General features: G+C 73.5%; 23 protein-coding genes, 2 tRNA genes and 1 other RNA gene. 6 read left to right on the top strand and 20 right to left on the bottom strand.

From position 1 onward, the window contains the following. Positions 1 to 7: 7 nt before the first annotated feature. The 12 genes from BJ983_RS28105 to BJ983_RS28050 form a co-directional block, all read right to left on the bottom strand. Positions 8 to 1,639: a protein kinase family protein gene (locus BJ983_RS28105; protein ID WP_179796833.1), complete on the bottom strand. Its 1,632-nt coding sequence runs from the start codon at positions 1,637 to 1,639 to the stop codon at positions 8 to 10. Positions 1,640 to 1,849: 210 nt separating this feature from the next. Continuing rightward, positions 1,850 to 2,228: a transfer-messenger RNA gene (gene ssrA / locus BJ983_RS28100) on the bottom strand. A gap of 67 nt (positions 2,229 to 2,295) precedes the next feature. Beyond that, positions 2,296 to 3,228 carry an amidohydrolase family protein gene (locus BJ983_RS28095; protein ID WP_179796832.1) on the bottom strand — a complete coding sequence of 311 codons (933 nt, stop codon included), beginning with the start codon at positions 3,226 to 3,228 and terminating at the stop codon, positions 2,296 to 2,298. Then, positions 3,225 to 3,767: an SsrA-binding protein SmpB gene (gene smpB, locus BJ983_RS28090; RefSeq protein ID WP_179796831.1), complete on the bottom strand. Its 543-nt coding sequence runs from the start codon at positions 3,765 to 3,767 to the stop codon at positions 3,225 to 3,227. Before smpB ends, BJ983_RS28095 begins: the two co-directional genes overlap by 4 nt. 25 nt (positions 3,768 to 3,792) lie before the next feature. Then, on the bottom strand, positions 3,793 to 4,698 hold the full coding sequence (ftsX, locus tag BJ983_RS28085; RefSeq protein WP_343054391.1) for a permease-like cell division protein FtsX: 906 nt from the start codon (positions 4,696 to 4,698) through the stop codon (positions 3,793 to 3,795). After that, positions 4,695 to 5,384, bottom strand: a complete 690-nt coding sequence (gene ftsE, locus BJ983_RS28080; protein ID WP_179796830.1) for a cell division ATP-binding protein FtsE — start codon at positions 5,382 to 5,384, stop codon at positions 4,695 to 4,697. Before ftsE ends, ftsX begins: the two co-directional genes overlap by 4 nt. 63 nt (positions 5,385 to 5,447) lie before the next feature. Further along, positions 5,448 to 6,563, bottom strand: a complete 1,116-nt coding sequence (gene prfB, locus BJ983_RS28075) for a peptide chain release factor 2 (protein WP_179796829.1) — start codon at positions 6,561 to 6,563, stop codon at positions 5,448 to 5,450. A 39-nt stretch (positions 6,564 to 6,602) separates the two neighbouring features. Beyond that, positions 6,603 to 7,733 (bottom strand): DUF3500 domain-containing protein, encoded by a 1,131-nt coding sequence (locus BJ983_RS28070; protein ID WP_343054390.1) that lies wholly within the window; start codon positions 7,731 to 7,733, stop codon positions 6,603 to 6,605. Beyond that, the gene (locus BJ983_RS28065) at positions 7,730 to 8,059 is read right to left on the bottom strand and encodes a putative quinol monooxygenase (RefSeq protein WP_343054389.1); all 330 of its coding nucleotides are present in this window, start codon (positions 8,057 to 8,059) and stop codon (positions 7,730 to 7,732) included. The genes BJ983_RS28070 and BJ983_RS28065 overlap by 4 nt, the downstream gene beginning before the upstream one ends. 153 nt (positions 8,060 to 8,212) lie before the next feature. After that, the gene (locus BJ983_RS28060) at positions 8,213 to 9,310 is read right to left on the bottom strand and encodes an acyl-CoA dehydrogenase family protein (RefSeq protein WP_179796827.1); all 1,098 of its coding nucleotides are present in this window, start codon (positions 9,308 to 9,310) and stop codon (positions 8,213 to 8,215) included. A gap of 11 nt (positions 9,311 to 9,321) precedes the next feature. Next, positions 9,322 to 10,494, bottom strand: a complete 1,173-nt coding sequence (locus BJ983_RS28055; protein WP_179796826.1) for an acyl-CoA dehydrogenase family protein — start codon at positions 10,492 to 10,494, stop codon at positions 9,322 to 9,324. 79 nt (positions 10,495 to 10,573) lie between these two features. Next, positions 10,574 to 11,749, bottom strand: coding sequence for a glycoside hydrolase family 3 N-terminal domain-containing protein (locus tag BJ983_RS28050; protein WP_179796825.1), 1,176 nt, complete (start codon positions 11,747 to 11,749; stop codon positions 10,574 to 10,576). Positions 11,750 to 11,821: 72 nt separating this feature from the next. Between BJ983_RS28050 and BJ983_RS28045 the strand changes: the two genes are divergently transcribed. Next, positions 11,822 to 12,748, top strand: a complete 927-nt coding sequence (locus BJ983_RS28045; protein WP_179796824.1) for an alpha/beta fold hydrolase — start codon at positions 11,822 to 11,824, stop codon at positions 12,746 to 12,748. Here BJ983_RS28045 and BJ983_RS28040 read toward each other — a convergent pair whose 3' ends face one another. Further along, on the bottom strand, positions 12,749 to 13,339 hold the full coding sequence (locus tag BJ983_RS28040) for a methyltransferase domain-containing protein (protein ID WP_179796823.1): 591 nt from the start codon (positions 13,337 to 13,339) through the stop codon (positions 12,749 to 12,751). Between the two features lie 52 nt (positions 13,340 to 13,391). Continuing rightward, positions 13,392 to 13,688 carry a YggT family protein gene (locus BJ983_RS28035; protein WP_179796822.1) on the bottom strand — a complete coding sequence of 99 codons (297 nt, stop codon included), beginning with the start codon at positions 13,686 to 13,688 and terminating at the stop codon, positions 13,392 to 13,394. A gap of 45 nt (positions 13,689 to 13,733) precedes the next feature. Between BJ983_RS28035 and BJ983_RS28030 the strand changes: the two genes are divergently transcribed. Continuing rightward, complete coding sequence (locus BJ983_RS28030; RefSeq protein WP_179796821.1) at positions 13,734 to 14,090, top strand: DUF952 domain-containing protein; 357 nt, start codon at positions 13,734 to 13,736, stop codon at positions 14,088 to 14,090. A 45-nt stretch (positions 14,091 to 14,135) separates the two neighbouring features. On the opposite strand, the gene BJ983_RS28025 is transcribed toward BJ983_RS28030, so the two are convergent. Beyond that, positions 14,136 to 14,212: transfer RNA gene (locus BJ983_RS28025), tRNA-Met, on the bottom strand. A gap of 367 nt (positions 14,213 to 14,579) precedes the next feature. Between BJ983_RS28025 and BJ983_RS28020 the strand changes: the two genes are divergently transcribed. Next, positions 14,580 to 15,653, top strand: a complete 1,074-nt coding sequence (locus tag BJ983_RS28020; protein WP_179796820.1) for an IS110 family RNA-guided transposase — start codon at positions 14,580 to 14,582, stop codon at positions 15,651 to 15,653. Between the two features lie 101 nt (positions 15,654 to 15,754). Here BJ983_RS28020 and BJ983_RS28015 read toward each other — a convergent pair. The 3 genes from BJ983_RS28015 to BJ983_RS28005 form a co-directional block, all read right to left on the bottom strand. Next, positions 15,755 to 15,828 (bottom strand) — tRNA-Met (locus BJ983_RS28015). Between the two features lie 38 nt (positions 15,829 to 15,866). After that, on the bottom strand, positions 15,867 to 18,848 hold the full coding sequence (locus tag BJ983_RS28010) for a UPF0182 family protein (RefSeq protein ID WP_179796819.1): 2,982 nt from the start codon (positions 18,846 to 18,848) through the stop codon (positions 15,867 to 15,869). An 89-nt stretch (positions 18,849 to 18,937) separates the two neighbouring features. Beyond that, the gene (locus BJ983_RS28005) at positions 18,938 to 19,963 is read right to left on the bottom strand and encodes a PDZ domain-containing protein (protein WP_179796818.1); all 1,026 of its coding nucleotides are present in this window, start codon (positions 19,961 to 19,963) and stop codon (positions 18,938 to 18,940) included. A 129-nt stretch (positions 19,964 to 20,092) separates the two neighbouring features. Here BJ983_RS28005 and BJ983_RS28000 point away from each other — a divergent pair, with 129 nt between their 5' ends. Next, a complete protein-coding gene (locus BJ983_RS28000; protein WP_179796817.1) occupies positions 20,093 to 21,544 on the top strand; it encodes a zinc-dependent metalloprotease in 1,452 nt (483 codons plus the stop codon). Here BJ983_RS28000 and BJ983_RS27995 read toward each other — a convergent pair. Beyond that, positions 21,541 to 22,107, bottom strand: a complete 567-nt coding sequence (locus BJ983_RS27995; RefSeq protein ID WP_179796816.1) for a YgjP-like metallopeptidase domain-containing protein — start codon at positions 22,105 to 22,107, stop codon at positions 21,541 to 21,543. The two genes, BJ983_RS28000 and BJ983_RS27995, sit on opposite strands and share 4 nt — an antisense overlap. Before the next feature lie 55 nt (positions 22,108 to 22,162). On the opposite strand from BJ983_RS27995, the gene BJ983_RS27990 reads away from it, so the two are divergent. After that, entirely contained in the window at positions 22,163 to 23,113 is a 951-nt protein-coding gene (locus BJ983_RS27990; protein ID WP_179796815.1) for a ThiF family adenylyltransferase, read from the top strand. Next, positions 23,103 to 24,416: an AarF/UbiB family protein gene (locus BJ983_RS27985; RefSeq protein ID WP_179796814.1), complete on the top strand. Its 1,314-nt coding sequence runs from the start codon at positions 23,103 to 23,105 to the stop codon at positions 24,414 to 24,416. Before BJ983_RS27990 ends, BJ983_RS27985 begins: the two co-directional genes overlap by 11 nt. A gap of 84 nt (positions 24,417 to 24,500) precedes the next feature. Here BJ983_RS27985 and BJ983_RS27980 read toward each other — a convergent pair whose 3' ends face one another. Further along, positions 24,501 to 24,818 carry a WhiB family transcriptional regulator gene (locus BJ983_RS27980; protein WP_179796813.1) on the bottom strand — a complete coding sequence of 106 codons (318 nt, stop codon included), beginning with the start codon at positions 24,816 to 24,818 and terminating at the stop codon, positions 24,501 to 24,503. Between the last annotated feature and the right edge of the window lie 369 nt (positions 24,819 to 25,187).

The raw sequence follows: 25,187 nt of genomic DNA, 5'->3' as shown, positions 1-25,187 counted from the left end.
GTGCGGCCTAGTGGAGGCCGAAGGCGAGCATCGCCCCGGCCTGGCCGGGCACCGGCACCGGGGTGGTGGTCGTGGTCGTCGGCGCCGCGGGCGCGCTCGGGTCCACGGGCGCTCCGGTGGTCCCCGGCACGGTCGTGGTCGCCGGCGGCGGGGTGCTCCCGGGCACCGTCGTGGTGGGCGGGACCGTCGTCGGGGTGCCCGGCATGGTCGTGCCGGGCACCGTCGTGGTCGGCGGCGGCGCGGTGGTCGACGGCGGGGTCGTGCCCCCGGGCGGGGTCGTGTCCCCGGGCGGCGTCGTGCCCCCGGGCGGACCCGTCGGACCCGTCGGCCCGGTCGGTTGCGTCGAGTCCGTGGTCGGGGCGGGCGGGGTGGTCCCGCCCGTGGGCGGCACCTCGGGCGCGCGCTCGGGTGACGGCGTCGCGGACGAGGACTCGGCGGTCCGCGTCCACGTGCCCCCGGTGTCGCCGTCGGAGGTGTCCGCGGACCCGCTCGAGTCGTCCGCGGACGCGGGCAGCGCCGGGACGAGGGCCGGGAGGACGGGCAGCCCCACGGGCGCGGCGGCACTCGTGCCCACCTCGGCCTGCGGGATGGAGCGCACCACCTGCGACTCGCCGGCCCAGATGACCAGACCCGACGCGAGCGCGAGCGTCGCGGTGGCCGCAGCGAGCACCCCGGCCCGCCGGGCCCGCTGTCCGGGGATCACGACGACCGGCGTCCCGCCCGCGCCGTGGGCGTGCACCGCGGGGCCGACGGCGACCGCGGCACCCGCCGTCGGGCCGGTGTCCCCGGCCGCCACCGGGCTCTCCGCCCACGAGGCCACCACGGGCACGAGCCGGGCGGCGACCGCGTCGTCGGTGTCGGGAGTGTCGTCGCGGCCGAGGCGGATCAGCCGCTCGGACAGGGCCGCGGCCGACGGGGGCAGGTCGGTGTCCGCGGCACGCAGCAGCGCGACCAGGCCCTCGGCGTCGGGGTCCCCGGTGTGGCCGGCGACCTCGGCGAGTGTGCGGGCCAGGGCGCGGACGTCGGCGGCCCGGCGGGCGGCGGCGCCGTCCGCGCCGTCCGCCGCGTCGAGCACCGGGAGCGGGCCCGACAGGGAGGCGGTCAGCCCGACGAGCCACGCCTCGGCGCCCGCGCGGTTGACCAGGATGCTGGCCGGGCCGATCGCGCCGTGCTCGACGTGGTGGGCGTGTGCGTGGGCGAGCGCGGAGGCGAGCTGGGCGCCCATGCGGGCGAGATCGGCCGCGGGCACGGGGCCGTCGCGCAGCACGAGCGGCAGCGGCTCGCCGGCCACGCTCTCCAGCACGAGGGTGCTCTCGGTGTCCGGCGCGAGACCGTCGACGTCGTAGACCTCGAGCAGGTGCGGGTGGTGCAGGCGCGCGAGGTGGCGGACCTGCTCGATGCGGTCGGACAGCGCGTCACCGGTCGCGGGCGGCAGGGTGACCAGCCGGACCTCGCGGCCGAGGACCTCGTCGACCCCCCGCACGGCGGCGTCCGCGGCTCCCCCGACGAGCACCTCGGTGTCGGGGTCCGTCTCCTCCGCACGGCCGGTGTCGAGCTGCACACCCTCCGTGTCGGGCTCCGGGCCGTCGTCACCGTCCCGGGTCGATCCGGTCTCCTGGACCGATTCGTCGGCGGTCACGACGCTCCCCCTGCCTCACGGCGTGCAGCACTGGTGTCAACCAGCTCACTCGGCCGGGTGACCGTATCTCCCCGGGTGGGTGGCGGTCGACACCGTTCGCCGACGGAGCGGGGCGACGAGGATCTCGGTGGCGGCCGCGTCAGGACCGGACATGTCGCTCGTCTCATGACGAAGGCCGGAGAGCGATCCGCTCTCCGGCCCTCGTCGTGGGGGTGGAGGTGCCGGGAATCGAACCCGGGTCCTCCGAACACCTGTCAGGACTTCTCCGTGCGCAGTCTGCTGCGTCTCTGCTCGGGTCCACCGGATGCGCAGACACACCGGTGTGACGACCCCAGTCACTGTTTGGTGTCCCACCGGGTCCCGTGACCGGGCCCGGAGGTGGAGTCCCCTAGCTGATGCCGGCGACCGGGTCGGGAACGAACCCGGGCCGACAGAGTCCAACCTCGCTACTTAGGCAGCGAGCTGGAACTCGCGCTGAGTACTGTTCTCGGCGCTTATTTCTTTGCGACGGGTGGTTATCGAGATCATCGTCGCCTTCCTCGGCACGCTTCCCCTGATCAACCGCTCGGAGTCGAAACCAGTCACCCCCTTCTCCCACCGGCACTCACAGTGTCGACCGGCGGGACTGCCCATCATAACGCCCCCGCGCCGACGGATCATCCGTGCCCGACGAGTGCGGCGGGTGCGTCGTACAGCACGCTGCGCAGGAACGGCTCCCCGAGCCGGTCGTCGGCGGCGGCCCAGGTCCGGATCGCCTCGAGCTGCCGCCAGTAGGCGTACGGGATGTTCGGGAAGTCGGTGCCGAGCACGACCCGGCCGGCGCCCGCGAGATCGGCCAGGCGCGCCGCCCAGTCGGACGGCAGCGGTGCGAACGCCTCGGTGAACGGCGTCCCCACCATCGTCGTGTCGAGGCGGACGGCCGGGTGCCGCGCGAGGAGGCCCAGCGCCGCCTCGTAGTCGGGCAGCCCGGCGTGGGCCAGGACCAGCGGCAGGCGCGGGTGGCGGTCCATGACCTCGCCGATGACGTCGAGCCCGGTGTGGCGGCCCGGGATCGGACCGTGGCCGCAGTGCGCGATCACCGGCACGCCGGCCTCGGCCAACAACCCCCACGCCGGGTCGAGCAGCGGGTCCCGCGGGTCGTAGCCGCCGACCTGGACGTGGGCCTTCACGAGCCGCACCCCGCGCTCGAGCGCGTCGCCCAGGTAGGTCGTCACCGACTCCTCGGGGAACAGCGTCGCGGTCGGCACGGCCTCCGGGACCTGCGCCGCCCAGTCGAGCGCCCACCCCGTCAGCCACGCGGCCATGTCGGGCTTGTGCGGGTAGACCAGCGGGGCGAACGCCTCGACGCCCAGCGACCGGAGCCGGGCCAGGCGCTCGTCCTCGGGCAGCCGGTAGTGGATCGGCCAGTCGTACCCGTAGTGGGAGACGGCGTCGTCGAAGTACGCCCAGACCTTCTGCAGCATCCGGTCGGGCAGGAAGTGGACGTGCACGTCCACCAGCCCCGACCCGCCGTCGGGACCGAGCCCGAGGGAGCGCACCCAGGGTGCGACCTCGTCGTCGGACCCCAACGGGGTCTCGAGCGGGCTCACCACCCCTTGATCCGACGCCCGACGACGCGCTCCGCCTCGCGCTTGGCGTCCCGCTCGGCCATCGCCTGGCGCTTGTCGTGCGACGCCTTGCCCTTGACCAGGGCGAGCTCGATCTTGCACAGGCCGCCGGAGAAGTAGACCGACAGCGGTACGAGGGTCATGCCGCCCTCGCGGGTCTTGCCGATCAGCCGCTCGATCTCGGCGCGGTGCAGCAGGAGCTTCCGGTGCCGCCGCGGCTCGTGGTTGGTCCAGGACCCGAAGTCGTACTCCTGGATGTGCAGGCCACGCAGCCACACCTCGCCGTCGGTGACAGTGGCGAAGGCGTCCGCGAGCGACACCCGGCCGGCGCGCAGGCTCTTCACCTCGGTGCCCTGCAGGGCGATCCCGGCCTCGTACACGTCGATGATCGAGTAGTCGTAGCGGGCCTTGCGGTTGGTGGCGACGACCTTGCGTCGCTCCTCGGGCCGGTTGGAGCTGGCCTTCTTCTGAGCCTTCTCCTTGGCGCGGCCCGAGTCCGTGGGGACGGCCGTCTTGGCCACGAGGGCCCTCCTGTCCTGACTGCTGCTAGCTCCGTACGTACAGCCGCAGGGTGACATACCCGGTGGCTGCGGCGATGACCGCTCCGATCACGATCAGCAGGGGTGCAACGAACAGGAGGACGTCGCTCATTCCGACGGCCGGGATCGCGTTGGAGATCAGGCGCCCGGAGAGCAGCCGGTCGATGAAGAAGAGCTTGCCGAGCACGAGGCCGCCGGTCGCGAGGACCGCACCGACCACGCCGGTGATCACCGCCTCGATGAGGAACGGCACCTGCGTGTACCAGCGGGTGGCGCCGACCAGCCGCATGATCCCCACCTCGGTCCGCCGGGTGAACGCCGAGACCTGGATGGTGTTGGAGATCAGCAGGAGGGCCGCGAGCGCCTGCACGGACGCGAGCCCGAAGGCCGCGTTGCGCACGCTGCCGAGGAAGGTGAAGAGGTCCTCGACGAGGCGGCGCTGGTCGACGACGTTCCGGACGCCGGGCCGCTGCGCGTACTCGGCGACGAGGGCGTCGCCGCGGGTCGGGTCCTTGAGCGTGACCCGCAGCGTCGCCGGGAGCGACTGCGGGCGCACGAGCTGCAGGATCGACTGGCCCGCGTAGATGCGCAGGAAACGCTGGTAGGCCGCATCGCGGGACTCGTAGGTGACGCCCGCGACGAGCGGGTCGGCCTGCAGCTGCTCCCGGAGCCCGGAGCAGACCGGGCTGCCGCAGTCCGGGTCGCCGGCGCTGGTGGGCTCGTCCAGCGCGACCTGGACGGCGAGCTGGGAGTAGTAGAGGTCCTGGGTGCGGTCGATGGTGCGCACCGCGAGCAGCCCGGCGCCGAGCATCCCGAGCGAGATCGCCGTGGTCAGCATCATCGCGACGCTCATCGTGACGTTGCGTCGCAGCCCGGCGACCGCCTCGCGCCAGACGAAGCCCAGCCCGTTCACCGGCGCGCCCCGTACACCCCGCGGGCGTCGTCACGGGCCAGCCGGCCCAGGTGCAGCTCCACCACCCGGCGGCGCATCGCGTCGACGATCTGCCGGTCGTGGGTGGCCATGACGATCGTGGTGCCCGCCCGGTTGATCCGGTCGAGCAGCAGCATGATGTCGTCGCTGGTCTCGGGGTCGAGGTTGCCGGTCGGCTCGTCGGCCAGCAGCACGAGGGGCCGGTTCGCCAGCGCCCGCGCGATCGCGACCCGCTGCGCCTCGCCGCCCGAGAGCTCGGCGGGCATCCGGTCGGCCTTGCCCGTCAGGTTGACCAGCTCGAGCATCTCCGGCACCACGGTGCGGATGGTGTGCTCGGACTTGCCGGTCACCTCGAGGGCGAAGGCCACGTTGTCGGCGACGCTGCGGGTCGGCAGCAGCCGGAAGTCCTGGAACACGCAGCCCATCCGCTGCCGCAGCTTGGGCACCTTGCGGTTCGGCAGCCGGGCGACGTTCCAGTTGGCGACGTAGACGCTGCCCCGGGTGGGCGTCTCCTCGCGCAGCAGCAGACGCAGCAGCGTGGACTTGCCGGAGCCCGAGGGACCGATGAGGAAGACGAACTCGCCCTGGTCGACGTCCACTGAGACGTCGTCGAGCGCCGGCCGCGCGGACGTCGGATAGATCTTCGAGACGTTCTCGAGCCGGAGCACGGAGCGCGATGCTACGCGGGCGGTGTCGATCTTCCCCGACGGGCGAACGGCTCCCCGGGCCGGTTACGCAGCGACCCCGCTCTGCTTGCGCCAGCGGATCCCGGCGTCGAGGAAGTCGTCGATGAAGCCGTCGAGCACCTGGCTCGTCTGCGAGGTCTCCTGGTTGGTGCGCAGGTCCTTGACCATCTGGTACGGGTGCAGCACGTAGGAGCGCATCTGGTTGCCCCAGCTCGAACCGGAGTCCTTGAGCGAGTCGAGCAGCGCCCGCTCCTCCTCCCGACGGCGGGCCAGCAGCTTCGCGGCGAGGACGGCCATCGCCGAGGCCTTGTTCTGCAGCTGGGAGCGCTCGTTCTGGCAGCTCACGACGATGCCGGTCGGCATGTGGGTGAGCCGCACCGCGGAGTCGGTGGTGTTGACGCCCTGCCCGCCCGGACCGGAGGACCGGTACACGTCGACCCGCAGGTCCTTCTCGTCGATCTCCACGTGGTCGGTCGACTCCACGACCGGGGCGACCTCGACGCCGGCGAACGACGTCTGGCGGCGGCCCTGGTTGTCGAACGGCGAGATGCGGACCAGGCGGTGGGTGCCCTGCTCGACCGACAGGGTCCCGTACGCGTAGGGGGCGGTGACCTTGAAGGTGGCGGACTTGATGCCCGCCTCCTCGGAGTAGGAGGTGTCGTAGACCTCGGTCGGGTAGCCGTGGCGCTCGGCCCAGCGCAGGTACATCCGCATGAGCATCTCGGCGAAGTCGGCGGCGTCCACCCCGCCCGCCTCCGCGCGCACCGTGACCAACGCGTCGCGCTCGTCGTACTCGCCGTTGAGCAGCGTGCGCACCTCGAAGGCGCTGATGTCGGTCTGCAGCGACGCCCGCTCGGCGTCCGCCTCGGTGACGAGGTCCGCGGCGTCGGCCCCGGACTCCTCGTCGGCCATCTCGTAGAGCGTCGACAGATCGTCCAGGCGCGAGCGCAGCGACTCCGCCTTGCGCAGGTCGGCCTGCTTGTGGGTGAACTCGCTGGTCAGCTTCTGCGCGGTCTCGACGTCGTCCCAGAGGTCCGGGGCGGCGACCTGCGTCTCCAGCTCGGCGACCTGCCGCCGCAGACCGTCGAGGTCCATCGCCGCCTCCACCGAGTCGAGGCTGGCGGCGAGGTCCTTGAGCTGGGTCGCGGTCGAGTCGTCCACGACCCCAGGGTAATCCCGGGGCCGTGGACGCCCGACACCTCAGTGGTGCGCGCGCAGGTGGTCGGCCAGGACGTCCCGGCCGAACTCGTGCCCGGGGACCCGCCACACGCTGTGCGCGTGGTTCACGCCCCGCTGGGTGTTGTCCCACTCGGCGAGCAGACCCGGCCCCTCGAGGCGGTAGTAGTGCGGGTCGCCCCGCTCGGGACCGCCGGCCCACGCGAAGTGCACGCCGTCCAGGTCGAGCCGCTCGTACTCCCGCTCGACGAGGCCCGGAGGCATCCGGTCGAGGTAGACCGCGACGACGGCCCGCAGCATCTCCTGCTGGTCGGCGGACAGGTCCTTGCCGGCGATCCCCTTCGGCCGTTCCGACAGCTCGGTGGCGGCGCGGTCGGCGTCGGTGACGCCCAGCTGGGCCTCCAACCCGTCGTGCATCGACCAGAGCCGGTCCTCGAGGGTCTGGTCGTCGAAGTGGCCGCGCCACAGGTCGGGCAGCGGGATCAACCGGTCGCCGGGCGAGGTGTGCGTCCGGTTCGCGCCGATGATGTCGGCCGGCGCGGTCGGCGTCAGGATCGTCTGCTCCCGCTGGCCGGGGTCCAGGGCGTGCAGGAGCGCACGGCCCGAGTCCTCGATGCCGCCGAGCGGACGCAGCTCCTGGCCGCCGAGCAGCGGCGAGACCATCGGGTCGGCGCCGAGGAAGCACGGGGACCCCGCGACCGCCTCGCCGTCGACCACCAGGTGGTTGACCGACACGTGGTGGCCGCCGAAGCGCCAGCCCCACGGCGCGTCCCCCGTCGGGTCGCCGAACACGCGCAGGTAGTACATGCCCGGGTCGCGCCCGCGGTCGCGGCCGAAGCCGGTCGCGAAGCCCTCGGTGCGGTCGAGGACGTTCTCCAGCCCCATGATCGTCGAGGCGCTGACGTAGGCGACCTCGGAGAGGCCCGTGGCGAGCAGCGTCATCGCGGCCCGCTGCTGGTGCGACAGCTGCTCGTGGAGCGTCAGCCCGCCGTGGTCGGTCGGCGTGTAGTACCAGTTCAGCCGCTCGGCCTCGGCGGCCTTGGAGCCGGGCCAGTCCCAGGCCCCCTGCGCCGACTGCTCGTCGTCGAGGGTGTCCTGCCAGGCCGCCGCCGCCTCGGCCATGGCCGAGGCGACGGACGCGGGGGTCGCCGTCACGCGATCCGCTTGAGGCGCTGGATGATCAGGCCGTCCGAGCCGTTGACCAGCAGGTCGTCGAGCTTGCCCGCGAAGTCGACCAGGTGCGGCGCGGCGAGGTGGGCGTCGAGCTTCTCGCCCGAGGTCCAGTTCTCGTAGAAGAAGAAGGTCGCCGGGTCGTCCTCGGCCACGTGCAGGTCGTAGTTGACGCAGCCGTCCTCGGCCAGCGTCGTCGGGATCAGCGCCTCGAGCCCGGCACGGAGCTCGTCCTCCTTGCCCGGCTTCGCCGTCATGCGCGCGACGACCGTCAGCAGGCTGCGGTCGTCCTCGGTCGGGGTGCTGGCCACGGGGTTCTCCTTCGTCGGTGAGGGGGTGACGCCGGTCATGCCATCACCCCCGTACTCCGCCCGCGACCCGACCTGTCCGAAGGGTGGGGCTCCGCCCCAGGTGAGCACTCAGTGGGGTCATAGGCCCACTTTTGGTGCTCACCTGAGCGAAGCTCACATCGTCAGCGTCGCCAGGGCCTCGCGGTGCTCCGCGGCGGAGCCGAAGAGCGGGGCCCGACGGCGGGCGCGCTTGTAGAAGAAGTGCGCCTCGTGCTCCCAGGTGAAGCCGATGCCGCCGAAGAACTGGATCATCGCGCCGGTGGCGTTCCAGGCCGCGTCGGAGGCCTTCGAGCCGGCCACGGCGACCGCGATCGCGGCGCCGGGGTCGTCGGTGTCGAGCGCGTGCGCGGCGAACAGCACCGCGTGCTCGGCCATCGTCACCGCGACGTGCAGGTCCGCCAGGGCGTGCTTGAGCGCCTGGAAGGAGCCGACCGGCACGCCGAACTGGTTGCGGTCCCGGTCGTAGGCCACGGTGCGGGTGAGCGCCTCGCGGGCGACCCCCACGAGGTCCGCGGCGTTGAGCACGGCACCGCGGGCGAGCAGCGCGCGCACCGCGGCGGCGTCCCCGCCCGGCAGGGCCTCGGCCGGGGTGTCGGCGAACTCGATCGCGCCGACGCGGGCGGTGCCGTCGTAGGTGTGCTGGTCGCGGACCGTCAGCCCGGACGCGTCCGCCTCGACCAGGTAGAGCCCCGGCGTCCCGGAGGCGTCGGTGGCCGCCACGACGATCAGGCCGGCGACGGCCGGGTAGTCGACCGGCGAGGCGGAACCGTTCAGCCGGCCGTCGTTGACGTCGACGGTGATCCCCGAGCCGTCCCAGGCCCCGCCCTCGCCGCGCAGGGCGACGGTGCCGACCGTCTCCCCCGCCGCGAGCGCCGGGAGCCACCGGGACTGCTGCTCGGCCGAGCCGGCGATCCGGACGGCCTCGGCGGCGAGCACGGTCGCGAGCCAGGGGCCGGGGGCCACGCCGGCGCCGAGGGCCCGGGCGACGACCTGCGCGTCGAGGAGGCCGAGGCCGAGGCCGTCGTGCTCCTCCGGGACGAGGACGGCGAGCGCCCCCTGGTCGGCGAGACCCTTCCAGAGGGTCAGCGGGTGACCGTCGCCGTCGGTGTCCTCGACGACGCCGCGGACGGCCTCGAGGTCGAAGCGCTCGGCCAGGAACTCGGTCACCGTCGAGGCGAAGGCCTGCTGCTCGTCGGTCAGTGCGAAGAACACGTACCTCTCCTCTACCGCGGCAGGCCGAGCACGCGCTCGGCGACGATGTTGCGCTGGACCTGCGACGAGCCGCCCCAGATCGTGACCGACCGGGACCAGTGGTCCTGCGCGTGGAACGGGGACAGGTCGACGTCGGGCCGCGGGGCGGACAGGGTCGCCTCCGGGCCGAGGACGTGCTCGAAGGCCTCCCACAGGTCCTGGAACGCCTCGGACCACTGCAGCTTGGTCATGGAGGACTCCGAACCGAGGTCCCTGCCCTGCTCGACCTGGGTGAGGATGTGCATCGCGTGGTAGCGCAGGCACTCCAGCTCCACCAGGCAGCGGGCGAGCTCCTGGCGGGCCACCGGGTCCTCGGCGCGGCCGAAGCGCTTGGCCTCGGCGACGATCTCGTCGTACTGGCGGCGGAACTCGGTGTACTGCCCGACGCCCGAGGCGCCGCGCTCGAAGGAGAGCAGCAGCATCGCGGTGCGCCAGCCCTGGCCGATCTCGCCCAGGCAGTCCTTCGCGGGCACGCGGGCGTCGGTGAAGAACACCTCGCCGAACTCGCTGGCGCCGCTCATCTGCTTGAGCGGGCGGGCCTCGACGCCGGGCTGGTCCATGTCGATCAGCAGCATCGACAGGCCCTTGTGCTTCTCCGACCCGGCCTCGGTCCGCACGATCGTGAAGATCTTGTCGCCGTGCATGGCGTTGGTGGTCCAGATCTTCTGGCCGTTGACCACGTACTCGTCGCCGTCGAGCACGCCGCGGGTCGCCACGGCCGCGAGGTCGGAGCCGGCGCCGGGCTCGGAGAAGCCCTGGCACCAGATGACCTCGTTGCGCAGCATCGGGCCGATGATCTCGGCCTTCTGCTCCTCGGTGCCGATCGCCATGATCGTCGGGGCGAGGAAGGTCAGACCGAGGACGTTGACGGTCTGCGGGGCGTGGGCCCGCACCGTCTCCTCGTCGTAGATCGCCTTCATCGCGGGGGTGCCGCCCCGGCCGCCGTACTCGACGGGCCACTGGATGCCCGAGAAGCCGGCCGCGGTCTTGCGCGCCTCCCACTCCCGACGCTTCTCGAACGACTCCTCGTCGGAGAGCGTCGCCCAGTAGCCCGGGACGGTCCACTCGGTGGGGATGTTCTCGGCGAGCCAGGTCCGCAGCTCCTGCCGGAACTGCTCCTCCTCCGCCGTGTAGGTCAGGTCCACGACCCGCACTCTCGCAGGTCCCGGACGGCCCCGCACTACCGGCTGGTAGCCCGGGCGGGGCACGCCGCGACCCGCCGGCTCAGCAGCGCAGGATGCCCTGTTGCTCCTTGAAGGCGAGCACCCGGCGCACCGCGTCCTGCGCACGCGCCGCGAAGGCCGGCTCCCGCGCCGCGGCGGTGATCGCGTCGAGCATCGGGGCGAGGTCCCCCGGACGGATGGTCAGCACCAGGTCGCCGCCCGCGGCGAGGAACTTCGTGGCGCGCGCCCCGACCGGCGTGTCGGCGAGCGCGGCGGCCGCCCCGACGTCGTCGGTCATGATCACACCCTGGAACCCCAGTCGCCCGCGGAGGAGGTCGTTCATCACCCGCGAGGAGAAGAGCGCCTGGGCGTCTGGGTCGATGCGGGTGTAGCGGGCCGAGGACATCATCACCAGCGGCGCGCCCGCGCGGATGCCGGCCGCGAAGGACTGCAGCGTCGGCGAGTCGGGGCCGGTGGTCGAGTCGACCACTCCCCCGGCGAAGTCGGTGTTCTGCCGGACCTCGCCGAGACCCGGGAAGTGCTTGAGGGTCGGGGCGACGTCGGCGTCGCGCATGCCGGCCACGAAGGCCCGCACCCCCGCCGAGGCGGTCGCGGCGTCGTCGCCGTACTGCCGGTCGAAGCGGCCCACCGGGGCGTTCTGCTTGCCCAACGACGGGTCGACCACGTCGGCCACGGGGGCGAGGTTCACCGTCACGCCGACGTCGCGCACGGCCTGCCCCCAGCTCTTCGCGTCCGCCCGCAGCCCGGCCGCGTCCCGGCCCTGGGCGAGCGCCGTGGGCATCGTCGGGAAGCCCGGGCCCTCGAGCTCCTGCACCTGCCCGCCCTCCTGGTCGGCGGACACGAGGAGGGGCACCTCGCCGCCGCCGGTGGCCTGGGCGCTCGTGACCACCTTCGTCACGGCGTCGGCGCTCGCCGACTCCCCGTCGGTGAGGATGATCCCGCCGGGCTCGAGCCCGAGGGCGGTGCGCGCCGCAGCGCTCACCCCACCGGCGGGGACGCCGATGACGACGAGCTGGGCCCAGCGCTGCCGGTCGCCCAGGCGGTCGTAGGTGGTCGCCGCGCAGGAGGCGGGGGCGGCAGCCGTCGCGCTCGGGGCCGTCGCGGTGGGGTCGGCCGGGCCCGAGGCGAGCGGCGGCGCGGCCGGGGCCTGGGCGGCGCCGCACCCCGTGAGCAGGGCGAGGGCGGAGAGCGCGGCGACCAGACCGGAACGGGACATCGCGGGCCAGGGTAGGGACGACCGGTCGTCGGGAAGGACGAGGGTGGGGCGCGTCGTGACACGATGCCCCGTATGAGCACCACGCGGCGGGCGGTCACGCTCCACGGTCACCGGATGGCGTACCTGGAGGCGTGCCCCGAGGCGTCCACCGACGACCCCGAGGTGCTGGTGCTGCTGCACGGCGTCGCCGGGAGCTCGTCCACCTGGCAGCCCGTGCTGGATCGGCTGGAGCAGGACGGGTGCCGCCACCTGGTGATCGCACCCGACCTCCTGGGTCACGGCGAGTCCGCCGGACCGAGCGGTGACTTCTCCATGGGCGCCTACGCGAACGGCCTGCGCGACCTGCTCGCGGCGCTCGGGCACCGGCGCGTGACCGTGGTCGGGCACTCGCTCGGCGGCGGGGTCGCGATGCAGTTCGCCTACCAGTTCCCGGAGATGTGCGCGCGTCTCGTGCTCGTCTCCTCCGGCGGCCTGGGGCGGGGGGTGAGCCCGACGCTGCGGCTCGCCGCGCTGCCCGGCGCCGGCGTGGTGCTGCCGCTGCTCGCCCGCACCGGCCTGCTGGGGCTCGGGGTGGGCGCGCTGCGGGCCGCGGCGACCCTGCCGCTGCTGCCGCCCGCGGAGAAGGTGTCGCTGGTCGAGTACGCGCGCCATGCCGGGTCGCTGACCGAGCGCGCCCACGCCGACGCCTTCGTCGACACCATCCGCGGCGTCATCGGCCCGTCCGGCCAGCGGGTCAGCGGCACCGACCGCCTCTACCTGACCGAGGGCCTGCCGACGATGGTGGTGTGGGGCCGGCGCGACCCGATCATCCCGGTCGGGCACGCCTACCGGGCGGCGAGCCTCATGCCGGGGTCGCGCCTCGAGATCTTCGACGGCTCCGGGCACTTCCCGCACTGCGACGAGTCGGCGCGGTTCGTCGACCTGCTCACCGCCTTCTGCGCCTCGACGGCGCCGGGCGAGATGTCGGCCGCGACGATCGGGGCGAAGCTCGTCGGCTGATCAGACGTTCCGGCACTGGTAGGCCAGCGCCGGCGGGACGTTGCGCCAGACGATCGGCGTCACCGACACCTCGTCGAAGCTCTCCTGGAGCAGCTCGCGGAAGCGCCGCTGGGTCGGGAGGTTCATCACGTGCGCGTAGGCGAAGGTGGTGAACACCCCGCCCGGCACCAGCACGCGGTTGACCTGTTCCATGATCCCGCGCTGCGCGTCCCGGCTGAACAACGTCCACGGCAGGCCGCTGACGATCGTGTCGACCGCCGTGATCCCGACGTCGGCGAGGAGCTTCTGCAGGTGCTTCGCGTCGCCCTCGATGACCTCGAGCCACGGCAGGTTGCGGTGCAGCAGCGAGATCATGCTGCGGTCCAGCTCGACGGCCACGTGCCGCGCCTCCGGCGGCAGCCGGCGGCGCAGGGCCTCGGAGACCACGCCGGTGCCCGGTCCGAGCTCGACGACCGTCGAGGCCCGGTCCGCGGGCGCGACGGAGGCCAGGAGGTCGGACAGCGCCCGCCCGCTCGGGGCGACCGCACCGATCACACCCGGGCTCCGCACGGCGGAGGAGACGAAGGTCAGCAGGTCACGAGCAGCCGTCACGCCAGGCACTGTGGCAGCTGGATCGCCGTGCGACCACCGGAAGCCGTCGGGGTCACCGCGGGTCGACCACGCGCATCACGATGTAGACGACGAGCAGCAGGATCATCATCGAGAGGTCCAGGCTGATGTTGCCGATGCGCACGGCCGGGATGAGCCGCTTGAGCAGGTTCACCGGCGGGTCGGTCACCCGGTACATCAGCTCGAGGCTGACCGCCGCGCCCCCGGCCGGCCGCCACTCGCGCGCGAAGCCCCGCACCACCTCGACCACCAGTCGGCCGATGATGAAGAGATAGAACACGAACAGGACGTAGTAGACGACCAGGAGGATCGTGTCCGTCGGGCTCGACATGCCTCCAGTGTCCCCTGTTCGCCGTGAGGTCCAGGATCCCGGGTCATGATCCTCCACATCTGCACCCGCTCCGACTGGGAGGCCGCCGGCACGGCGCTGGAGCCACCCTCGCTCGCCACCGAGGGGTTCGTGCACTGCTCCGACCCGGGGACGGTCGCGCTGCCCGCCACCCGCCTCTACCGGGGCCGGGAGGACCTGCTGCTGCTCGAGGTCGACCCGACCCGCTGCGGAGCGCCCGTGCGGTGGGAACCGGGGGTGCGCGACGGGCAGGTCGAGAGCTCCGGGCCCTGGTTCCCGCACGTGTACGGGCCGCTGCCGGTGGCCGCCGTCGTCGAGGTGCACCCGTTCCCGCCCGGGCCGGACGGGGCCTTCCGCCTGCCGGCGTCCCTCGCGGAGCGGTGAGGAACGACGAAGACCCCCTCACCGTGGTGAGGAGGCCTTCGTCGGTGGTAGCGGGGACAGGATTCGAACCTGTGACCTCTGGGTTATGAGCCCAGCGAGCTACCGAGCTGCTCCACCCCGCGCCGTCGCCGTGCTTTCCGGCGATGAAGGAAAGACTACCGGGCGGTGAACCGCCGTCGCGCAGGGGGGTGGGCTCGCGCCGCACCGCGAGAACCACACCAGGCAGCTTCCCGGCCTCCCGGACCTGCCCCACGTGCACCTCAGTGTCAGGGTCGGTGGTGCCGCTGTTGCGGTGGTCGGGATCCTGGTCGTCGGTGCTCTGGCTCTCCATGTGACTGCCCCTGATGGGCCAGCGCGAGCTGTGCCGGGCACCGGCGGCCAGGCCGGCCGGCGTGACTTGATAGGAGCGTGGCAGCGCCCCCACTGAGGTGTGTCCGCCGACCGGCCCGGCCTGTTGTCCCCCGCAGGCTAGGAGCAGGAGACCCTTCGATGGTCCTGATGGTCGGAGTCGATGTCCACAAAGACACCCACACCGCGGTGGTGGTCGATCAACTCGGGGTGCGCCGCGCGCAGCGTCGGGTGCAGGCCACCGACGCCGGGCACCTGGAGTTGTTGGCGTGGGTCCAGGGTGTGGGTGAGGAGTTCGCGGTCGCGGCTGGGCCCGAGATCGAGTGGGCGGTGGAGGACTGCCGGCATGTGTCGCTGCGCCTGGAGCGGGCGCTGCTCGCCGCGGGGCAGCGAGTGCGGCGGGTGCCGCCGAAGCTGATGGCCGGTGCCCGGAGCTCGGCGCGGGAGTTCGGGAAGTCCGACCCGATCGATGCGACCGCGATCGCCCGGGCCGCGCTGCGGGAGCCGGACCTGCCCCTGGCCGAGCACACCCCGGCCAGCCGGGAGCTGAAGCTGCTGGTCGATCACCGTGAGCACCTGGTGGCGGAGCGGACCGCGATGATCTGCCGGCTGCGTTGGCACCTGCACGAACTCGATCCCGGACTCGAGCGCAGCATCCCGGCCCGCGGGCTGGACAAGCCCACCCGTCTGACCGCGCTGGCCGCGCTGCTGCCCGCCGAGCACCCCGGGCTGGTCGGTGAGCTCGCCGCCGAGTTGGTCGCAGACATCGCCGCCCGGACGACCCGCATCCGTGCCCTGGAACGCGAGATCGCCCGGCGGGTCGCCGTGTTGGCCCCGCAGCTGCTCGAGTTGCCCGGCTGCGGGCCGCTCTCGGCGGCGAAGCTGCTCGCCGAGACCGCCCGCCCGGGCCGGTTCCGCTCCGAGGCCTGCTTCGCGATGCACGCCGGGGTCGCACCGATCCCGGCCTCCTCGGGGCGCACCGACCGCCACCGGCTGGCCCGCGGCGGCAACCGGCAACTCAACGCCGCCCTGCACCGCATCGCGCTGACCCAGACCCGGCTACCCGAGAGCCTCGGACGGGCCTACTACGACAAGCGTCGAGCCCGCGGCGACCGACACAACGACGCCCTCCGCGCCCTCAAACGACGCCTCGCCCGCGTCGTGTTCAACCTGCTCCGACAGACCGAACCCACCCCAACCCCCGCCGCCGCTTGACATAGGAGCAGCTCGCGCGACCGACCCGCACCGACCCGCCGTCGGGAAGGACGCAGGAACGACGAAGGGCCCCGGCCTGATGGCCGGGGCCCTTCTGCGAGTAGCGGGGACAGGATTCGAACCTGTGACCTCTGGGTTATGAGCCCAGCGAGCTACCGAGCTGCTCCACCCCGCGTCGTGTCACCAACAGTACGCGACGCGGGGTGGAGTGGATCAGCCGGGGGTCCCGCCGGTCGCGGTCCGGTACTGGTTGATCGCGTTAGCCAGGTCCTGCTGGGCACGACCGATGCCGGCGAAGTCGCCCTGCTGCTGCGCGGTGCGCAGCTCGTCGAGGGCGGTGTTCATCGCCGTGACCGCGGACGTGACCGCCGCCGAGCTGCCGGCCGCAGCCGCACCACCGGCGGCCGGGGCCCCTCCGGTGGTCGGGGTCTGGGCCGTCGCGGGCGTCTGCCCGGTGGCGGGCGTCTGCGTCTGACCGGTCGACCCCGGCGTCGAGGTCGCCGTGCCCGACGAGCCGAACACCTGGGTCAGCGCCTCGGGCAGGGTCGGCGCGTAGCCGATCCGGCCGCCGAAGCTGACCAGCACCCGGGAGAGCTGCGGGAACGAGGACTCCTGGTTGGAGCGCTCGATGTAGACCGGCTCGACGTAGAGCAGGCCGCCCGCCACCGGGAGCGTCAGCAGGTTGCCGTAGAGCACCTGGGTGCCCTGCTGGCGCAGCAGGTTGAGCTCGCTGGAGACCTGCGGGGACGACAGGAACTGCGTCTGGACCTGCTGCGGACCCCGGGTCTGGGTGTCCGCCGGCAGTTGCAGCAGCGTCATCTGTCCGTAGGTGCCCGGGTCGGAGCTCACCGACAGGTACGCCGAGAGGAACTCACGGCGCAGGCTGACCAGGGCGGTGGTCAGCTGGAACTGCGGAATGTTGGCCGTGCCGCGCCGGGGATCGTCGGCGAGCAGGTAGTACGGCGGCTGCGGGTCGCCCGCGGCGGCCGCGGCGTCGCTCGTCGGGTCGGACGGGACGTCCCAGAAGGACACCGTCGAGTAGAACTCGCCGGGGTCGGACACGTGGTAGCGGGTGAGCAGGTCGCGCTGCACCTTGAAGATGCCCTCGGGGTACCGGTAGTGGGCCCGGAGGTCCGGCGGCACCTCGGCGGCGGGCTTCACGACGCCGGGGAACGCCTTCTCCCAGGTCTGCAGGACCGGGTCGGTCGGGTCGTTCTCGTAGAGGTCGACCTGACCGGTGTAGGCGTCGACCGTCGCCTTCACCGAGTTCCGCATGTAGCCGGCGGTGTCCGGGCGCAGCGTCGCGTTGTTCACCGAGTCCCGGGTGGCGTCGCCGAGGCTCACCTGCTGGGCGTAGGGGTAGCGCGGCAGCGTCGTGTAACCGTCGACGATGTACTTGATCGACCCGTCGACCACCGCGGGGTAGACGTCGTTGTCCAGCTCGAGCCACGGAGCGACCTTCTGCACGCGGGTGAGCGGGTCGCGGTTGTACATGATCTTCGAGTTGTCGCCGATGGACGAGTTGAACAGGATGTTCCGCTCGAACCCGTAGTACGCGAAGAACGCGAGCCGGCTGATCGGGTCGCCGAGCGACACGCCGCCGGGGCCGGTGTAGGTGTACTGCCGCGAGTCGGTGTCGTACTCCCGCGGCGGGGTGCCCGCGTCGGCGCCGACGATCGCGTAGTCGTCGGGCTGGTTGACCAGCTCGCCGAAGTAGATGCGCGGCTGCTGCAGGCCGAACGGACCGGGGTTGTCGACGTCGGACACCTGGAACTGCGGGTAGCCGCCCTGCCCGCCGTTGGAGTCCAGCGGCGCGTTGACGGTGTTCGCCGGCGCGGCGACGAAGCCGTTGCCGTGGGTGTAGACGAGGTGCCGGTTGATCCAGTCCTGCTGGTTGCCGGCGAGGTTGTCCGGCGCGATCTCGCGGGCGGCGACCACGTAGTCCTGCATCTGGTTGTTGACCGTGTACCGGTCGACGTCCAGCGTGGCCGGGAACCCGTAGAAGTTCCGTCGCTGCTCGAGCTGGGTGAACGTCCGCGAGAGCCGGTTCGGGTCGAGCAGCCGGATGTTGGGCACCGTCGCGGTGTCGGTGGCGATGGCCTGCTGGACCGCGGCCGCGCTCTGGTCGGTGGTGCCCGCGTAGGGCTCCCGGTTGACCGTCTGCGGCGTGATGTTGAAGGCCTGTCTCGTCGCCTCGATGTTGCGCTGGATGGAGAGCGCCTCACGCTGGTTGGCGTTCGGACGGACCGAGAACTGCTCGAGGACGGCGGGCCACGCGGCCCCGACGAGGATGCTCGAGAGCACCAGCAGCGCGAGGGCGATCGCCGGGATCTGCAGGTTGCGCAGGAAGACCGCGGCGAAGAACGCCGCGGCGCAGATCACCGCGATGACGAGCAGGATCAGCTTGGCGGGCATCGCCGCGTTGAGGTCGGTGTAGCTCGCGCCGTAGAAGTTGGCGCCGCCGATCGAGGCCTTGCGGTCGGAGAAGAGCAGCTCGTAGCGGTCGAAGAAGTAGCCGACCGCCTTCAGCAGCACGAAGACGCCCACGAGGATCGCGAGGTGCGCCCGGGCCGCCGTCGCGAGCGAGCCGTTGCGCCCGGCCAGGCGGATACCGCCGAAGACGTAGTGGGCGACCAGCGCGGCGACGAAGCTGACGCCGATGCCGACGAACAACCACGAGAGCACCGCGCGCCAGAACGGCAGGGCGAAGACGTAGAAGCCGATGTCGTGCCCGAACACCGGGTCGGCGATCCCGAACGGCGTCTGGTTGAGGAAGAGCTGCGTGGTCTGCCAGTCGCTCTGCGCAGAGAGCGCGGCGATGACGGCGACGACCACCGGGATGCCGATGGCGAACAGCCGCAGGTGCGAGAGCACCACGGTGCGGTAGCGCGCGACCGGGTCCTCCGGACCCGCGACGGGCACGAAGACGGGACGGGTGCGGTAGGCGACGTAGAGGTTGAGCGCGATCAGCCCGCCCATGAACACCGCGGCGATGACGCTCTGGACGACGCGGGTCGCCAGCACGGTGGTGAAGACGTTGCGGTAGCCGACCTCGCCGAACCAGGCGAAGTCGACGTAGACGTCGACGAGCCGGGCCAGACCGACGAGGACGACGAGCACGATCGCGCCCAGGACGAGCAGCGACTTCGTACGCCGGGAGAGCTGCGGGTTCCCGGTCGCCGGCCGGTTGGCCACGGGCGGTCACACTCCAGAATTCCGAGGGTTTCTCTGCGACAACTCTAGTGAGATCGTGTGGGTTCCCTGTGGTCGCCTTCGTCCGGTTCTCAGCAGGTCGGCGGGGTCTGCCCGGCCGCGATGGACCGGACGGCGGCCACACCCTCGCGCAGGTCGGACACACGCGCCAGGGTCAGTCCGGCCGGCGCGGACCGGACCGCCTCCGCACAGTTGCCCGCGGGCACGAGGAACGCGGTCGCCCCGTCGTCGCGCGCGGCGTCCATCTTGAACCGGATTCCCCCGATCGGGCCGACCCGTCCGGAGGCGTCGATCGTGCCGGTGCCCGCGATGTCCTTGCCGCCGGTGAGGTCGCCCGGGGTCAGCTTGTCGACGATCGCGGTGGCGAAGATGAGCCCCGCGGAGGGCCCGCCGACGTCGGCCAGACCGATGCGGATGGTGGCCGGGGCGTCCACCACCGCGGCCGCGGTGATGCCGAGGTAGCCCTTCGTCGCGTCCCCGGGACGGGGCGCGGTGGTGACGGTGACGTCGCTCGTCGTCCCGCCCCGCACCACCGTCAGGACGAGCGGCGCCCCCGGCCGGGACGCCCCGACCGCGTCCACGACGTCCTGCGGGGTGGTGACGGGACGCCCGCCGATCGCGGCGATGCGGTCGCCCTGACGCAGGAGCCCGACCGAGGGGCCGGGGGTCGTGACGTCGCCGACCTGCACGGTGCTGGGGTAGCCCAGGTAGCGCAGCGCGGCGTTCTGGGCGTCGTCCTCGGACTGCGTGAACTGGCGCGTGTTCTCGGCGTCGACCTGCTGGCTCGACTGCCCCGTCGGATAGACCTGCTCGCGCGGCACCACCTCGTGCGAGCCGCTGATCCACATGGCGACGGCCCCGAAGAGCGTCACCTGACTGGTGACCGCGACGGTGGTCATGCGCAGCTGGCCCGACGTCGGGAAGGTCGGCACCGCCCCCGTGACGTCGATGATGGTGCGGCCGTCCTGCGCGCCGAGGACGTCGAAGGTCGGCCCGTCGCCGAGGGCGACGAACGGCACCCGCACCGTGGCCCCGGTCAGTCCCAGCACCGCGGCGAGCACGAGGCCCAGGGCCAGCGTCGCGCGCAACCGGGTCACGGGCGGCGAGGGTAGTGATCGCCCGTGTGGGGCCGGGATACGGGCTCGCACCTGAATGTTCGCTGTGGGCGTGCTGTGCGGTCCGCGAGGCGGGGTCGGGGGCTCCCGGTCGCGCGTACCGTGGTCGCCATGAGTGACCTGCCCTTCGGTTTCGGCGGCCCGTCCGACCCCGACGACGAGCGCGGGCGGGGCTCCTCCGGGTCCGGCTCCGGCGGCGGCCCGCAGGGCTTCGGCTTCGGGGCCGGCGGCAACCCGTTCGGCGCGCTGGGCGGCGGAGCGGGCGGTCCGGGCGGCTTCGACATGGGGCAGCTCGGCCAGATGCTCACGCAGCTCGGTCAGATGCTCTCGGCCTCCGGCGGCCCGGGCGGCGGCAGCGGACCGGTGAACTACAAGCTGGCGGCCCAGATGGCGCACCAGCAGATCACCGTGAAGGGCGCCCCGTCCGCGGAGCAGAAGAACGCGGTCGTGGAGTCCGTGCGCCTCGCCGAGCTCTGGCTGGACGACGCCACGACGCTGCCCTCCGGCGCCTCGACCGTCACCGTGTGGTCCCCCGACGACTGGGTGGACGCCACCATCCCCACCTGGCAGCGGCTGTGCGACCCGGTGGCCCAGCGCGTCGCGGGCGCGTGGGTGGAGGGCCTCCCCGCGGAGGCCCGCGAGATGGCCGGGCCGATGCTCGGGATGATCTCGCAGGTCGGCGGCATGGCCTTCGGCTCGCAGCTCGGCGCCGCCCTCGGGCAGCTCGCGGGCGAGGTGCTCACCTCCTCCGACGTCGGCCTCCCGCTGGGCCCGGAGGGCACCGCGGCGCTGCTGCCCGACGCCGTCACCCGCTTCACCGAGGGCCTCGACCGGCCCGCCGGGGAGGTCCTCGTCTTCCTCGCCGCCCGCGAGGCGGCCCACCACCGCCTGTTCGGGCACGTGCCGTGGCTGCGCCAGCGGCTGCTCGCCACCGTCGAGGAGTTCGCCCACGGCATCTCCATCGACACCTCCCGCATCGAGGAGCTCGCCCGCGACCTCGACCCGTCGAACCCGGCCGCCATCGAGCAGGCCATGTCCTCGGGGCTGTTCGAGCCGCAGACCACCGAGGCCCAGAAGGCGGCCCTCGCCCGCCTGGAGACGCTGCTGGCGCTCGTCGAGGGCTGGGTCGACCACGTCGTCGCGGCCGCGATCGGCGACCGCCTGCCCGGCGCCGACGCGCTGCGGGAGAGCATGCGCCGTCGTCGTGCGTCGGGCGGGCCGGCCGAGCAGACCTTCGCCACGCTCGTCGGGTTGGAGCTGCGGCCCCGGCGCCTGCGCGACGCGGCCGAGGTGTGGCGCCTGCTCGGCGAGGCCCGGGACGTCGACGGCCGCGACGCGGTCTGGGCGCACCCCGACCTGCTGCCGACCGCCGAGGACCTCGACGACCCCGCCGCCTTCGTGCGCGGGCGCTCGCAGATCGGCGAGGAGGGCGGCGAGGGTTCCTTCGCCGACCTCGACGACCCGATCGCCCGTCTCGAGGCGGAGATGAAGGCCGAGCAGGAGAAGGGCACCCAGGCTCCCGACGACGGGTCCGAGGGGCCGGACGCCGGGTCGAAGGGCTAGTCCTCGTCGTCGCCGTCGGGCTCCGACCCGATGTCGAGCCCGGCCCCGTCCGAGAGGCCCTCAAGGTAGCCGATCGCCCGCTCCGCGCGGGGGTAGCGGGCCTCGAGGGCCCGGAACGCCGGACCGTGCCCCGACTCGCGCAGGTGCGCGAGCTCGTGCACCAGCACGTGGTCGAGCACCCAGCCGGGCACGTCCCGCAGCCGCTCGCTGACCCGGATCGTGCCCTCGGTCGGGGTGCACGAGGCCCAGCGGGTCCGCATCGGCGGCACCCACCGCACGCTCACGGGTCGCGGCCAGCGGCCGCCGGGGCCGACCGGGTCGAGGTGGTCGCGGGCCAGCGCGTCGGCGCGGGCGGCCAGGTCGCCGTCGGCGGCGCCCCGACCGGGACGACGACGGGCCTGCGAGCGCTGCATCTTCGCCAGCATCTCGGCCACCCAGCGCTCCTCCTGCGCCTTGGACGCGGAGGCCGGGATCGAGACGACGAGGGTGTCGCCGTCCTGGCGGGCGCTGATCGTGCGCTTCCGCCGGGCACTGCGGCGCACGACGACCTGGGGCTCGTCCACGACCGCCACGGTAGTCAGACGGATCCGCGCGGCGTCGGCGTGCGTCCAAGGGGATGTGGACCCCTCGCAGCCCCCGCCCCGGCTCGCCCTCGTGCCGCGCTGGCACGACGCCACGACCGCCCGCCTCGGCGACGACCCCGGCTGGCAGGTCGACGGCGTCGACCCCCCGCTGCGGGCCCTGCTCACGGCCCTCGGCGGCGACCCGGCCCCGACCACGCCGCCCCTCGCCGACGCCGTGGCCCGCGGCGCCCGGCCGGAGGACGCCGCCGCGCTGCTGGCCGAGCTCGCGGACGCGGGTCTCCTGCGCCCACCGGGTGCGGACCGGCAACGGGCGGCCTACGTCCGGGTGCACGGCGCCGGACGCCTCGGGGTCGCGGTCGCGACGGTGCTCGCGCGAGCTGGGATCGGGCGCGTGGCGGTCCGGGCGGGCGGGACCGTCGGTCCGGACGACCTCGGCACCGGCCTGGAGCCGGGTGACCTCGGTCACCCGACCGTCCTCGCCGTCGCGTCGGCCGTGGCCCGCGCCCACCCCGGGGTCGCGGTCGCGGAACCGTCCCGGCGCCGCCCGGAGCTCGTCGTGCTGATCGGTCGCGAGGCCACCGACCCCACGGTCACCGCACGGCTGCACGCCCGGCACCAACCGCACCTCGCGGTATCGGCGGGCGACCCCCTCGGCGTGGTCGGCCCGCTCGTCCTGCCGGGGCGGACGTCCTGCCTGCGCTGCGTGTCCCATCACCGGGCCGACGGCGGCGCCCCGGTGTCCGCAACCGCCGCGGTCGGCGTCGGCGTCCACACGGCGACGGCGCTCGCGGGACTGGTGACCGGGGCGGTCCTGGCGTTCCTGCAGGGACGGTCGGGGCTGCTCGGGGCCGCGGACGAGATCGACGTGGCGGCCGGGTCGATGCGCCGTCGTCCGCGTCCGGCGCATCCCGCCTGTCCGTGTGGCGGCCCACCTCCGCGCGCCCCCGGCGTGCGGGCGGGGGAGAATCGGGGGCGTGTCCGATGACATCCCGCGCCGCACGGTCCAACGCTCCGCGCGCCTGGCGTCGCTGCCGCTCGGATTCGCCTCCCGCACGGCCGCGGGCTGGGGCCGCCGACTCGCGGGCGGCGACGCCGGCGAGATCTCCGCCGACGTGGCGCGCAAGGGCGCCGAGCAGCTCTTCGCCGTGCTCGGCGAGCTCAAGGGCGGCGCGATGAAGTTCGGGCAGGCGCTGTCGGTGTTCGAGGCCGCCGTGCCCCCGGAGCTGGCCGAGCCCTACCGCGAGGCCCTGACCCGGCTGCAGACCGCCGCTCCCCCGATGCCCACGGCCCGGACCCACCGGGTGCTCGCGGAGCAGTTCGGCCGCGGCTGGCGCGAGCGCTTCCAGGAGTTCGACGACACCCCCGCCGCCTCGGCGAGCATCGGGCAGGTCCACCGCGCCGTGTGGGGGGACGGCCGCGAGGTCGCGGTGAAGGTGCAGTACCCGGGCGCGGAGGAGGCCGTGATGGCCGACCTGCGCCAGCTGCAGCGCTTCGCCCGCGTCATCCAGCCGATGGTGCCCGGCATGGAGATCAAGCCGCTCCTCCAGGAGCTGCGCGACCGGATGGCCGAGGAGCTCGACTACCGCGACGAGGCCGACGCGCAGCGCGCCTTCGCCGCCGCCTTCGAGGGCGACGAGCACGTGGTGGTGCCCCGGGTCGTCGCCTCCGCCCCGAAGGCGATGGTCTCGGAGTGGATCACCGGCACGCCGCTGTCGGCGATCATCCGGTCCGCGGAGCCCGAGGAGCGCGACCGCGTCGGCAACCTGCTCTCCACGTTCCACTTCTCCGCCCCGGCCCGGGTGGGGATGCTGCACGCCGATCCGCACCCCGGGAACTTCCAGGTGCTGCCGGACGGCCGGCTCTGCGTCATCGACTTCGGCGCCGTGGCGCGGCTGCCCGACGGGCTGCCGCACGAGCTCGGGCACATGCTCGCGCTGTCGGTCGAGGACCGGGCCGACGAGCTGCTCGAGCTGATGCGCGACCTGAACTTCGTGCTGCCCGACACCGACATGACCCCGGAGCGGGCCATGGCCTACCTCGGGCCGCTGGTCGACCCGCTGCGCACCGAGAAGTTCCACTTCACGCGCGAGTGGATCCGCGGGCAGGCCGAGCGGCTCGGCGACCTCCGCCGTCCGGAGTTCGAGACCGGCCGCGGGCTGAACCTGCCGCCGCAGTACCTGCTGATCCACCGCGTGACGCTCGCGTCGGTGGCGGTGCTCTGCCAGCTCGACGCCGAGATCGGGCTGCGGTCGATCTTCCGGGAGTGGCAGCCCGGCTTCGACGTCTGAGGCGTCACCCCGCAGGCGTGAGGGGAACCCTCGGGCGCTCTCATGGCTCGAGGGGTCCCCTCACGCGGGACGGTGCCGGGGGCGTCACGCCACGCCGGCGGCCGCCCGGGCGGCCGCGATCTCGGCGTCCCGCGCCAGGGCGGCCTTGGACGGCCGCCCCCGCGGGCGCTTGCGGGCGATCACGGCGCCGCGGTCGAGGATCTCGCCGCCCCACACGCCGGCGAACTCCCGGCGCTCGAGGGCGCCGGTGAGGCACGACCGTCGGATCGGGCACGCCGCGCAGAGCACCTTGGCCTGCTCGAGCTCGGCGGGGTTGTCGGAGAACCACAGGTCGTCGGGCTCCGTGCGGCAGGGCAGGGAGACCGACGGGCGTCGGTCGGGGGCGGTGGGCACGGGGAACACGGGTCGGTCCTCCAACGGCGGGTGTTCGGGCACCCGGGCCGCGGGAGTCGTCGTCCATGCCAGGACGACGAAGGCCGCGGAACCGGAGTGGGTCCGCGGCCTGGGAGCGAGGTGGGTCAGTCCTGGGACCGACCACCGCTCGGGCGCGGACGCTGCGGGGCGAGATCGACGTGACGCTGCGGGTGGGATGAGCCGACCGGGCGGGAGCCCGGGAGACCCGACATCGGGATCTCCCGCGTGCTCACCGGACCCGTCGGCACGGCCGCGAACGCGCGGGTGCGCACCAACTGCGCCCCGACCGCCACGCGGTCCCACCGGCAGACGTGTGCCGTCGCCGGAACGGCGACGGCAGCGGAGACGGGCGCGCCC

It is taken from the genome of Actinomycetospora corticicola (assembly GCF_013409505.1).
GTDB lineage: Bacteria > Actinomycetota > Actinomycetes > Mycobacteriales > Pseudonocardiaceae > Actinomycetospora > Actinomycetospora corticicola.
Note: the sequence above shows the minus strand (reverse complement) of the source record. Positions and strands in the feature narration are given on the sequence as shown.